Here is a 12,040-nt window from a genome sequence, read left to right on the forward strand (position 1 = left end):
GTCTTACTCATCCGGGTTAAGGCGACGACGGCTGATGATGCGCAGCAGACGCCACAGCACCCATGCCAGCAAGACCACGCTGACCGCAGCCAGGATGGCGAGCAGAACCGGATGGTTCGACAGCGCATACCACAGGCGCTCGAACCACGGCAGATGGCCGACGTAATACACATCACCCACGCGCAGGCTGTTGACACCGGACTCGCGGATCACCGACACAGAACCAAACATCGCGGCACGTTTGCCGCTGTCGTTCATCGCGGTATTCAGCAGCTCATAGCCGCGCGGGCTGTCCGCCAGCAGGGCTATCACGCTACGCTGATCGTTGTAAGGAGACTGGAAGCCCACCACCGCAGCCATCGCCCCCTGAGAGGTTACGGCCGTCTGCGCGCTGGCCTTACGGTCGTTCACGTCCGGCATAATGCTTGGGAACTCGGTCTGGCGAAGCGGCGTGTTAACCCACGACTCGGTGGCTTTCACCAGCAGGTCGATACGTTTTTCATCCTTCAGCTTGTCCGGGATGGTGCCGATCACCATGATATCCGCATCTTTGTTCTGGATCTGACTGCCATCGTCCGTCAACGTGACGTTAACTGCCGGTAATCCGGTTTGCGCGCCTACGGTTGCCATGGTGTCGAGCAGGGTCGTCACCTGACCTTCGTTTGGCGCTTTTGGCATCACCACAATGGATTCAGAGAGATCGGCCATGCGGCTGAACGGGAAACCTGCGTTAGCAAAGGCACGCAGATCCGGCATCGCCAGGAAATGGTAGTACTTTGAGAAGTCGATGGTCGACTCATCGCCGATCACAACGTGGTTTTGTACCGGCTGGAAGGTGATGCAGTTATCCACCGAACCGCCAGGCATCGGGTTCATGTACTGGAAATCAAAACGCAGCTGGTTGATCGCGCCAAGCTTCAGCGCCGGAATAGAGACGTCCGTTTTACCGTCCAGCAGCCCCTGCAGCACCGGCAGGCGGAGCATCAGACGGTTAGTGTCCTGGGTACTTTGCAGGCTGAACGATTGCAGGAACTGGTTGTTCAGGCTGATATCCATGCGCGAGCTGTCTTTCGTCGCCGGCGCGGTATAGCGGTAGTTGAGATTGATATCAATGCCGTTGGTGCGCAGCAGGTACAGATCCGGCGGCAGGTTCAGCGACAGGCTAATCGGCGATGGCTCAAGGCCGGAGGCCTGCAGCTGCTCTTCATAGGTTTTCAGTTCACCAAACGTCACGGCGCGGTCGGTACGCACCCAGTTTGGCGCGTCATAAGGTTTACGCGCCAGCAGCGGCTTAACTTCGTCCACCACCACGCTGTTGCCGCGGAAAAGGACGTTGCCCTGAGCAATCGCCTTCGCGGCCTGGACCAGATCTTTATCATCACGACCAAAGACCACCAGCAGCTTCACGTACGGGTTATCCGGGTGGCTTACCATCTCAATGGTTGGCGCTTTGACTTCCGGGTGGTCGCGCAGGAAGCCCGGACGCTTCGCGTTGGTTGCAAAGACAATCGCGTTCCTGTCCGGCATTTTGTCATACATTACCGGGAAGTTCTGACCGCGCCAGCCGGAGCGGGAGCCAAACCAGGAGGCCACAATGGTCGCCGCCAGCTGCTCGGTCACGTCAGGGGACGATGCAAACACCATCGGCAGCGTGAGCGGACGGTTATCTCGCGGGTCGAAGAACGGAACCGGGAACGCCGACAGATCGTTTTTCAGCGCCAGCGGCTGGTAGGTCATCTGCAGCGAGGAGTTACGCCCGACGTCCAGCCACAGCGTGTTGCTGGCGGGGTTTTCGCAGACATCGCGGTAGTGACCAACAAACTCCAGACGGATACGGTTAAAGTCGGTGATGAAGAGCGGGTTAATCGGCACCTGCGCCTGTGTTTTCTTACCCAGCTGCTCTTTGGTCACCGGCAGAACGTCCATCAGTTCATCGTTCAGGTAGACCTTCAGCTGAGACTGCGTCGGCAGCAGGGATGGCGACGGGGTGTATTCAAGGTTCAGTACCGCATTTGAAACAACCTCATCGCTGCGCATACCAAATTCAATGCTGCCGTTAGGGTTGACGCCGCGCAGCACCATGCTGCCCGGCGGCGGCGCAATTTGCGCGAAGGTCAGCTTCACGTCCCGCGACGGCACATTATCTGCGACAACGGGCGCGTTAGCCCCCCGCACGCCCGGCATCACCTGCCCGATGACCGGATTCTCGGCCGGCAGGGTGTTCCCCTCCGTTGGCTGGTTCGGAATGATGTTTTCTGTTTGACCGGGTGCCGCCGTAACAACCGGATCGGTTGCCTGCGCGACGACAGGGACCGTCGGCGCAGGCGTCGCCGCTGCGTTACCGGGTGCTGCGTTAGCCATTGTTGCGGGAAGTGCACTCACTCCCATTGCCACTGCACATAACCAGGAAAGTTTTGTTTTCATCGCGTTATCATCATTGTTGAGCCATAACCGGGTCCGCCTGCTTCGTCTCATCCCGCTCGGGACGACGAGGAATGAACGACACGACCCAGGAAACCAGCGAAGTAAGTGACCGGAAAATTAATTTCACCGACGACGGGGCAAATTCTGCAAGGTGACGATAGCCACGGAACCCCAGCTTCAGAATATCCAGCAGGCTTTCCAGTGGTTTATCTTCCGGGAAGCTGTCCTGCCAGAGAGCCCATGTATCCGCACGGGCAAACGTACACTGCACAAAATCAATGTGTTGCTTTTTGGTCAACGGCATCAGCTGCAGACCCACTTCACTGCCTGCCACACGCACAACCTGCGTCGGGAAGACATACTCCTGCTGACCGCGCTTAAGCAGCAGGTTAACCTTCTGCCCTTCCAGCACTTTCGCCTGGCCGTTGATTTTGATCCCCAGGCCACCGTCAGAGAAGTCGTGCACCGTGCAGGAGAAGAGGTGACCATCTTCACGGGCGATTGCCGCAGGCATGCAGATTTCAACGCGATGCGCGCGACGAACCTGTTTACTCTCTACCGACACCGCCACCGCGCCGCCGAGGATAATCAGGTTGTAGAACACCCAGGCCATACTGACAAAGACGGTCAGGATTTCGTTTTCCGGGCCGTAGAAGTAGCGCCAGATACCGGCGATCACGCCGACAATATTCAGCAGCACGAGGAAGATATACGGGCGGGAGATCACCCAGTCGACGTACTCCTCTTCCACCAGACCGCCCTTCGCGGTGACGTTGAATTTCCCTTTGTGCGGGTTAATCAGCGCGACCATCGTCGGCGGCGCGATGTACCACGCCAGCACCGTTTCGTAGATTTCACTCCAGAAGGAGTGCCGGTATTTGCCCTGAATCTTCGAGTTCGTCAGGCTCGCGTGGATCATGTGCGGCAGAACGAACAGCGCAATCATCAGCGCGGGGGCGTAAATGATATAGGCGTGAAGGAGCAGAAACGCCAGCGGCGCGGTCAGGAAGATCAGCCGCGGGATGCCGGACAAGAAGTGGAACATGGCGTTGACGTAGCAGAGACGTTGCGCCAGCTTGAGCCCTTTGCCTATCAGCGGGTTATCGAGGCGGAAAATCTGCACCATGCCGCGCGCCCAGCGAATACGCTGACCGATGTGTGCCGAGAGTGATTCCGTCGCCAGACCGGCGGCCTGAGGAATACGCATGTAGGCAGAGGTATAGCCGCGGCGGTGCAGGCGCAGCGAGGTATGCGCATCTTCCGTTACCGTTTCAACGGCAATTCCGCCGATTTCATCCAGCGGCTTACGGCGGATAACCGCGCAGGAGCCGCAGAAGAAGGTGGCATCCCACATGTCGTTCCCGTCCTGCACCAGCCCATAGAACAGCGTGCCTTCGTTCGGGGTTTTGCGGAAGCGGCCAAGGTTACGTTCAAACGGGTCCGGCGAGAAGAAGTGGTGCGGCGTCTGCATCATCGCCAGCTCTTTCTCTTTCAGGAACCAGCCCATGGTCATCTGCAGGAACGAGCGCGTCGGCACGTGGTCACAGTCAAAAATCGAGACGAACTCCCCGGAGGCATATTTCAGGGCGTTGTTGATGTTCCCCGCCTTAGCGTGTTCATGCGTCGGGCGGGCGATGTACTCAACGCCGACCTCTTCCGCAAACTGGCGAAACGCCGGACGGTTGCCGTCATCCAGGATCCAGACTTTGAGCTTATCTTTCGGCCAGTCGATGCCCAGCGCGGCATAGATGGTGTTTTTCACCACGCTCAGGTCTTCGTTGTAGGTCGGGACGAAGAGATCGACGGTCGGCCACTGCGTGGTGTCTTTAGGCAGCGGAACCGGCTGGCGGTTGAGCGGCCAGATCACCTGGAAATAGCCTAGCACCAGCACAATCCACGCGTAGGTCTCAGCAAAAAGCAGCACCAGACCGCACACCAGGCTGACCGGGTCGTCCCAGTTCAGCGTTGAGGTGTAACGCCACCAGATGTAGCGGCAGGAAACCGTCAGCGACAGCACAATCAGCATCAGCGCCGAGAAACGGCCCGGAATACGACGAACCAGCAACGCCACGCCCCACAGCAGGATCAGGAAGATGAACTGCGCCAGCGGGTTGAAAGGTTGCGTAATACAGACCAGCGCCAGAATGAGCGAGAACACGACAATCACGCCGAGAATAAAACGCCGCAAGCCTGGGTGGAGATGCCCAAGCTCTTTATGGTTATCCAGATGGCTGGTCTTATCGCTGACGCTAGCGGGCAGTTTATCCAGCCACTGGTGATAGCGTTCACGTAACTGCTGTACGCGGGAATAGCTGCGCCAGTGCGGCGTTATTTTCTCCGTTCGGGATGACGATATTGCCAGCCAGACGGCCTGAATAAGATAGCGCGCCGGGTCCAAAGGCCGTGGTCGGTCGGGGTTAATGTGTGGGTATAATTCGCCGTGACGCGCACGGATGCGCTGCCAGCGCGGGTGCTCGAGCGGAATGAACGTCCAGGCCAGAATCAGCCAGAAACAGCCGAGTGCGGCGCTAAATGCCGGAGCACCATGCCGGCGAAAGTGCCGGTAATGGTCGCTCAAACGCGAACTGACCGGCGGGATAAGAAGCCAGCTGGCGAGTCGACTCATACCGAACTCCCAGCAGGCTCCGCCTTGCTGGCGAAGTTCAGCAGACACCAGTTCGCCAACGTCAGGATCTCTTCTGCTGCCAGCGAGTCGCTGCGGTATTCGCCCAGCGGCTGCTTGGAGGCGAGGCATTCCGCCATCCCCTCATCCCGATGAATCACAATGGGAAGCAGGCGGCGCTGGCTTTGCAGCCACACCTGATAGAGGTCGTCCTGGATTTGGCTACCGATACGTAAATCGTTAATCAGGAGATGTGCGTTCTGAGGCAGCCCCTGCTGATGCAGGCGAATATGGCAGTTCGCATCGACGTTCACCACGGAAAGTACATGATCGCACTGGGCGATGAGCTGCCGGGTCAGCGTCCCGGCGCCGTGCGGCAGATCCAGCAGGATCCACTGGTAGTGCCCCTTTTCTTTCAGGCTCTGCAGCGCAAGCGTGAACTGCGAAAACAGACGCTGATAGGCGGCTTCATTCTCGCGTTCTGTGGTGGTCAGTTGGCCAAAAGGCAGTAAATCCAGCTGGGAGGTATAGCGTAGCCCCGCATCCCGCCAGTCTTTGTCATCAAGCAGCGCGCGGGCCCAGCCCTCTTCGCGAGTGAAATCGACGTTGAACGACATACGCAGCAAATTATCGGCGCAGGCGTCAATCACCAGCACCGATTCACCTAAAAGCTGTAATGACCACGCCAGCGCCGCGGTAACAGATGTGGTACCCACACCGCCACGGACGCCCTGTAATCCGAGTATGGCCATCAATGGCTCCCTTAATGTTGATGGGCGAATTCAGCTAATAACGGCCAGCGTTTAATAGCAGCAGCCAACTGTTCCCGCTGGGAAATATCGGTGTAATCTATTTCAGGTAGAGAAAAGGCCTGCGCCAGCGCCAGAAAATCGTTTTGGAATGTGTAACCCAGAGTCGAGTCGACTGGGGTTGCAGGTTCGTTATTATCCATTCTTATTCCATCCCTTTGAGGAAAATCGCACGCTCGGAAGTTGCGGGGCATCCTGCCCTGACAAATTTCATTTACATGCTAAATCTGATGTTCTTTAATTTCAATGTTAGGTTTATTTCTACGCTTTCGCTAGTAAACTGAGATACAGGCAAATTAGACGAAAAGAGGGACATCGTGGACTCCATATTTTCTATTGGCATCCAGTCATTATGGGACGAATTGAGCCACATGCCAGTCGGTGGAGTCTGGTGGATTAATACGGATCGTAATGAAGACGCTATCAGCCTGGTAAACCAGACAATTGCCGCTCAGGATAAGGATTCCCGCGTGGCCGTCATTAGCATGGGCGAAGAGCCGAAGAAAATAATTACGCTCGAAAGCGACAGCGGCCCCCAGAAAGTACGTTTGTTTTCTATGTCAGCGGAAGCGGATAGTCTATACTTTTTGTCCCGCGACGTTCAGTGCTCTATAGATCCGGATCACTATTTAGTGATTCTTAAATGTGCAAATAACATACTGCAAAATATTCCTGCTGAAAAACTGCTGTCGTGGCTGGAAAAAATCAATAAATGGGCAAAGTTTCAAAATTGCACGCTATTGGTCGTCAACCCCGGCAGTAATAACGACAAGCTGTTCTCACTTTTGATGGGCGAATATCGCTCCCTGTTCGGGCTGGCAAGTCTTCGTGACCAGGCAGGCAGCTATCTCTACGATATTGCCTTCTGGTGCAATGAAAAGGGCGTGAGCGCCAGGCAACAGCTGACTCTTAAACCTATTGAGGGGAAATGGCACCTGGCACAGCAGGAAGAAACCGTGGTGCAGCCGCGCAGCGATGAAAAGCGCATCCTGAGCCATATTGCGGTTTTAGAGGGCGCGCCCGCGCTTTCGGAAAACTGGTCACTGTTTGAGTCTAACGAAGCGCTTTTTCATGAAGCCCGCACCACCCAGGCAGCCACCCTCGTTTTCTCGTTGATGCAGAATAATCAGATTGAAACGCTGGCGAGACAAATTCACACCCTACGCCGCCAGCGCGGCAGCGCGTTAAAAATTGTGGTGCGCGAAAATAATACCAGCCTGCGCGCTACCGATGAGCGTCTGCTTCTGGGCTGCGGGGCAAATATGGTGATCCCCTGGAATGCGCCACTGTCACGCTGCCTGACGCTTATTGAAAGCGTTCAGGGTCAGCAGTTCAGTCGCCATGTCCCGGAAGATATCTCCACGCTGCTCTCCATGACCCAGCCGATGAAGCTGCGTGGCTACCAGAAATGGGATACGTTCTGCGATGCCGTCGGCAACATGATGAGCAACACGTTACTTCCGGCGGACGGGAAAGGGGTTATGGTTGCCCTGCGGCCGGTCCCGGGCATTCGCGTTGAGCAGGCGCTCACCCTGTGTCGCCCGAACCGTACAGGGGACATCATGACCATTGGCGACAATCGCCTGGTGCTGTTTTTGTCGTTTTGCCGGGTCAACGATCTTGATACCGCGCTTAACCACATCTTCCCCCTGCCTACCGGGGATATTTTCTCGAACCGTATGATTTGGTTCGAAGATAATGCTATCAGCGCAGAGCTGGTGCAAATGCGCGCTCTCCAGCCTGAACAATGGGTTAAACCGCTCGCAATCACGAGCGATGTAAAACCGCTCCTCAATGCCAGACATGACGGACATGTCTGGCGTCGGGTTCCGGAACCCCTTCGCTTATTAACTGAGAACGGGGAGAACGCATCATCATGAATATCAGCGATATCATCCAACTGGTCGTATTCTGCGCGCTGATCTTTTTCCCGCTTGGCTACTATGCACGCCATTCCATACGCCGTATCCGTGATACGGCCAGAGTGATGTTTGTAAAACCTCGCTATGTAAAACCAGCCGGAACACTGACACGGGCATCACACGTCAAGGCAGACCGTAAACATGACTAATTCTTCCTATACCGCTTCGTCACCCTCGCCGCTCTGGCAATACTGGCGCGGCCTTTCCGGCTGGAACTTCTACTTTCTGGTGAAGTTTGGCCTGCTTTGGGCAGGTTATCTGAATTTCCATCCCCTGCTTAACCTGGTGTTTATGGCCTTCCTGCTGATGCCTCTGCCGAACATCAGGCTGCATCGTTTACGCCATTGGGTGGCCATCCCCATCGGCTTTGCGCTGTTCTGGCACGATACCTGGCTGCCTGGTCCGGAAAGCATAATGAGCCAGGGATCGCAGGTCGCGGGCTTCAGCGCAGACTATATGCTTGACCTGGTTGAGCGTTTCATTAACTGGCAGATGATTGGCGCCGTCTTTGTCCTGCTGGTTGCCTGGCTGTTCCTGTCTCAGTGGATCCGCGTCACGGTGTTTGTCGTCGCCATTATGATCTGGCTTAACGTGCTGACGCTGGCGGGGCCAAGCTTTTCGCTATGGCCTGCCGGCCAGCCGACGACAACGGTGACCACGACGGGAGGAAGCGCAGCGGCTACCGTTACAACGGCAGGCGATACGCCGGTGGTGGGCGATATTCCAACGCAGACTGCACCGCCGACCTCCACCAATCTTAATGCCTGGCTCTCCAGCTTCTATACCGCTGAAGATAAGCGACAGACGAAATTCCCGGATGCGCTGCCAGCCGATGCACAGCCGTTTGAGCTGCTGGTGATTAACATCTGTTCCCTCTCCTGGGCCGACGTGGATGCCGCCGGTTTGATGTCTCACCCGCTGTGGTCCCACTTTGACATCCAGTTTAAAGATTTTAACTCTGCCACCTCATACAGCGGCCCGGCGGCAATCCGCCTGCTGCGAGCAAGCTGCGGTCAGGCATCGCATAAAAACCTGTATCAGCCCGCTGGCAACCAGTGTTATTTATTCGATAATCTCGCGAAGCTGGGCTTTACGCAGCACCTGATGCTGGGGCATAACGGTCAGTTCGGTAACTTCCTGAAAGAGGTACGTGAACAGGGTGGCATGCAGGCGCCACTGATGGATCAAACCGGTCTTCCCGTTACGCTGCTGGGCTTCGATGGCTCGCCGGTTTATGACGATACTGCCGTGCTGCAGCGCTGGCTGCAGACCATCGAAAAAGACAGTAATCCGCGCAGTGCAACGTTCTATAACACCCTGCCGCTTCACGACGGTAACCACTTCCCGGGGGTGAGTAAAACGGCGGATTACAAAGTGCGGGCGCAGAAATTCTTCGACGAGCTGGACGCGTTCTTCACGGAGCTGGAAAAATCTGGCCGTAAAGTGATGGTGGTCGTGGTACCTGAGCACGGTGGCGCGCTGAAAGGCGACAGAATGCAGGTATCCGGCCTGCGCGATATCCCAAGCCCGTCCATTACCAACGTGCCTGCAGGCATTAAATTCTTTGGTATGAAGGCACCGCACCAGGGCGCACCAATTGAGATTACCCAGCCAAGCAGCTATCTGGCGATTTCAGAACTGGTTGCCCGCGCCGTTGACGGGAAGCTGTTTGTGGAAGATAGCGTGAACTGGGATCAGCTCACCAGCAACCTGCCGCAAACGGCTGAAGTCTCCGAGAACGCCAACGCGGTAGTGATTCAGTATCAGAACAAACCGTACGTTCGCCTGAACGGCGGGGACTGGGTACCGTATCCGCAGTAACTGATTTCCCCCTCTTCCCACAGGGGAGAGGGGATAGTCAGTGCGTCATTATTGCGCTGAAATCCACATCCGCATTTTCAGACTTGTCGAATAGTCGTCGTCTTTAGAGGTGATTTCGGGCTCTCCGGAAGGCTGCCCCATCGTTAAATGCCAGGGTAGCGCAGACGGATTTTCGCATCGTTTACTCCATCCGGTCATTCGGCGCTTCGCAGGGAAATCTCACCGCCCACCCAGGGCTTGATCGCGCCATCCTGCTCCAGAAGCAGCGCGCCCTGTGCGTCAATACCGCGGGAAATGCCGTAAATCTCTTTATCACCAATCAGCAGCTTCACCGGACGGTTGATGAAGTTATCCAGCTTTTCCCAACGAGACAGGAACGGTGCCAGGCCTTCCTGTTCAAAAAGCGTGAGTGAGCTGCGCAGCTCTTTAATCATGCGCACGGCAAGGGTGTTACGATCGATGACAATCCCCGCCTCCTGGAGATTGGTCCAGGCCTGATTCACCACGTCGTTTTGGACAGTACGCATCACCATATTGAGCCCCGCGCCAATAACAATTTGCGCCGCATCACCGGTTTTTCCCGTCAGTTCGACCAGAATACCGGCAAGTTTACGATCGTTAAGGTACAGATCGTTTGGCCACTTAACGCGGACCCGATCGGCACCCAGATCGTGCAGCACTTCCGCCATGACGATACCAATGACCAGACTCAGACCAATGGCTGCGGCAGGCCCCTGCTCCAGACGCCAGTACATGGACAGATAGAGATTGGCGCCAAATGGCGAGAACCATTTGCGACCGCGACGGCCACGACCGGCCTGCTGGTATTCAGCAACACAGGCATCGCCGGATGAGAGTTCGCTCAGCCGATCCATAAGGTACTGGTTCGTCGAATCAATCACCGGCAGCACCGCAACGTTGCCGTGTCCAAGCTGGCTGCGGATGACGTCTTCATTCAGCAATTGAATTGGCTCCGGCAGGCTGTAGCCTTTTCCCGGCACCGTGAACACATCGACGCCCCAGTCGCGAAGCGTCTGGATATGCTTGTTAATGCCGGCACGGCTCATGCCCAACTGCTCGCCCAGCTGTTCGCCAGAGTGAAACTCCCCGTCAGCAAGGATGCTAATCAGGGTTAATGGAATGGTATTGTCCTTCACGCAATGGTCTCCACGGCATTCACTTCACCTGTGCGGCCAATGAAGCGGACTTCTGGCTCCAGCCAGACGTTAAACTTTTCGCCCACACGTTGACGAACATAATGCGCCAGCTGGACAACATCATCGCTGGTCGCATCGCGTTGATTAATCAGTACCAGAGCCTGCTGCTGGTGAACGGCAGCGCCACCTACGGACGTGCCTTTTAACTGGCATTGATCGATCAGCCAGCCAGCGGCCAGCTTCACGCTGCCATCTGCCTGAGGATAATGTGGCGCAGTGGGCCATCCTTCAAGAAAGGCTTTTGCATTTTCGCTGCTAATAACCGGATTTTTGAAGAAGCTTCCTGCATTTCCGTTTACTTTCGGATCGGGAAGTTTGGTCATTCGCATATGGCAAACTGAGTCAAATACGTCGCGGGGAGTGACGGTTGCCGGATCGAGACGCGTTAAATCGCCATAGGTCAGCACCGGCTGCCAGTTCTTTGGCAGACGCAGGCCCACGGCGACAATCACGTAGCGATCCTGATATTCATGCTTGAAGATACTGTCACGATAGCCAAACCGACACTGTTCTGCCGTTAAGCGCTTAGCCGTTCCGGTCGCCAGTTCGATGCAGTCGACATATTCACAGACATGTTTCAGTTCGATGCCGTAGGCACCGATGTTTTGGATGGGTGACGATCCGGCGCAGCCTGGGATCAGCGCCAGGTTTTCCAGACCCGGCATCCCTTTTTCGAGGGTAAATTGCACCAGCTGATGCCAGTTTTCTCCGGCCCCCACGTGCAGATGCCAGCTATCGGCATGCTCTTCCACACCAATGCCCATGATGCGGTTAACGATCACCGTTCCCGCATAATCGTCGAGAAACAGGACATTGCTTCCTTCGCCCAGAATCAGTACGGGTTCGTTATTTTCTGTTGCGCTTTGCCATGCATCCAGCAGCTGCTGTGCAGTATCGGCACGTACAATTTGATTAGCATTACGTTGAATGCCAAAGGTATTCCAGGGCTTAAGGGAGTGGTTCATAGACGCTATCCTGATGCAAAAACGCAGGTAGTTTACCGTATAAGCAGGGCGTTGGGGGATTAGTTTGTGCAGCGCAGAAACGCAAAAAGGCCATCCTTTCGGATGGCCTCTTCACTTATTTGATGCCTGGCAGTTCCCTACTCTCACATGGGGAGACCCCACACTACCATCGGCGCTACGGCGTTTCACTTCTGAGTTCGGCATGGGGTCAGGTGGGACCACCGCGCTAAAGCCGCCAGGCAAATTCTGTTAATCTGTA

The 12,040-nt window shown here is 55.9% G+C and carries 9 protein-coding genes and 1 rRNA gene; 3 read left to right on the forward strand and 7 right to left on the reverse strand.

What is annotated here, in order from left to right:
- Window positions 1-3 precede the first annotated feature (3 nt).
- The 4 genes from bcsB to bcsR are packed head-to-tail and all read right to left on the reverse strand — an operon-like array spanning window position 4 to window position 5,999.
- Window positions 4-2,424, reverse strand: coding sequence for a cellulose biosynthesis cyclic di-GMP-binding regulatory protein BcsB (gene bcsB / locus A6013_RS20400; protein WP_049000466.1), 2,421 nt, complete (start codon window positions 2,422-2,424; stop codon window positions 4-6).
- Between the two features lie 10 nt (window positions 2,425-2,434).
- On the reverse strand, window positions 2,435-5,050 hold the full coding sequence (gene bcsA, locus A6013_RS20405; protein ID WP_028014759.1) for a UDP-forming cellulose synthase catalytic subunit: 2,616 nt from the start codon (window positions 5,048-5,050) through the stop codon (window positions 2,435-2,437).
- Window positions 5,047-5,799, reverse strand: a complete 753-nt coding sequence (gene bcsQ, locus A6013_RS20410; RefSeq protein WP_028014760.1) for a cellulose biosynthesis protein BcsQ — start codon at window positions 5,797-5,799, stop codon at window positions 5,047-5,049. Before bcsQ ends, bcsA begins: the two co-directional genes overlap by 4 nt.
- Window positions 5,800-5,810: 11 nt before the next feature.
- Window positions 5,811-5,999, reverse strand: a complete 189-nt coding sequence (gene bcsR, locus A6013_RS20415; RefSeq protein ID WP_028014761.1) for a cellulose biosynthesis protein BcsR — start codon at window positions 5,997-5,999, stop codon at window positions 5,811-5,813.
- Between the two features lie 174 nt (window positions 6,000-6,173).
- Between bcsR and bcsE the strand changes: the two genes are divergently transcribed.
- Genes bcsE through bcsG form a run of 3 tightly spaced genes read left to right on the forward strand, consistent with a single transcriptional unit; the run spans window position 6,174 to window position 9,599 of the window.
- Window positions 6,174-7,736 (forward strand): cellulose biosynthesis c-di-GMP-binding protein BcsE, encoded by a 1,563-nt coding sequence (gene bcsE, locus A6013_RS20420; RefSeq protein WP_069733663.1) that lies wholly within the window; start codon window positions 6,174-6,176, stop codon window positions 7,734-7,736.
- Entirely contained in the window at window positions 7,733-7,927 is a 195-nt protein-coding gene (bcsF, locus tag A6013_RS20425) for a cellulose biosynthesis protein BcsF (RefSeq protein ID WP_072201618.1), read from the forward strand. Before bcsE ends, bcsF begins: the two co-directional genes overlap by 4 nt.
- Window positions 7,920-9,599 (forward strand): cellulose biosynthesis protein BcsG, encoded by a 1,680-nt coding sequence (gene bcsG / locus A6013_RS20430; protein WP_028014764.1) that lies wholly within the window; start codon window positions 7,920-7,922, stop codon window positions 9,597-9,599. The genes bcsF and bcsG overlap by 8 nt, the downstream gene beginning before the upstream one ends.
- Window positions 9,600-9,793: 194 nt before the next feature.
- On the opposite strand, the gene birA is transcribed toward bcsG, so the two are convergent.
- From birA to rrf, 3 genes are all read right to left on the reverse strand, one after another.
- A complete protein-coding gene (birA, locus tag A6013_RS20435; protein WP_028014765.1) occupies window positions 9,794-10,756 on the reverse strand; it encodes a bifunctional biotin--[acetyl-CoA-carboxylase] ligase/biotin operon repressor BirA in 963 nt (320 codons plus the stop codon).
- Entirely contained in the window at window positions 10,753-11,781 is a 1,029-nt protein-coding gene (murB, locus tag A6013_RS20440; protein ID WP_047367234.1) for a UDP-N-acetylmuramate dehydrogenase, read from the reverse strand. Before murB ends, birA begins: the two co-directional genes overlap by 4 nt.
- Before the next feature lie 124 nt (window positions 11,782-11,905).
- A 5S ribosomal RNA gene (rrf, locus tag A6013_RS20445) occupies window positions 11,906-12,021 on the reverse strand.
- Window positions 12,022-12,040: the final 19 nt, after the last annotated feature.

Origin of the sequence: Enterobacter sp. IF2SW-B1, from assembly GCF_001743375.1 — a bacterium.
Lineage (GTDB): Bacteria > Pseudomonadota > Gammaproteobacteria > Enterobacterales > Enterobacteriaceae > Enterobacter > Enterobacter bugandensis.

Bases quoted from the DNA above. Each gene is read 5' to 3' on its own strand.
- bcsB (WP_049000466.1), bottom strand. From the start codon at position 2,424: ATGAAAACAAAACTTTCCTGGTTATGTGCAGTGGCAATGGGAGTGAGT.
- bcsA (WP_028014759.1), bottom strand. From the start codon at position 5,050: ATGAGTCGACTCGCCAGCTGGCTTCTTATCCCGCCGGTCAGTTCGCGT.
- bcsQ (WP_028014760.1), bottom strand. From the start codon at position 5,799: ATGGCCATACTCGGATTACAGGGCGTCCGTGGCGGTGTGGGTACCACA.
- bcsR (WP_028014761.1), bottom strand. From the start codon at position 5,999: ATGGATAATAACGAACCTGCAACCCCAGTCGACTCGACTCTGGGTTAC.
- bcsF (WP_072201618.1), top strand. From the start codon at position 7,733: ATGAATATCAGCGATATCATCCAACTGGTCGTATTCTGCGCGCTGATC.
- bcsG (WP_028014764.1), top strand. From the start codon at position 7,920: ATGACTAATTCTTCCTATACCGCTTCGTCACCCTCGCCGCTCTGGCAA.
- murB (WP_047367234.1), bottom strand. From the start codon at position 11,781: ATGAACCACTCCCTTAAGCCCTGGAATACCTTTGGCATTCAACGTAAT.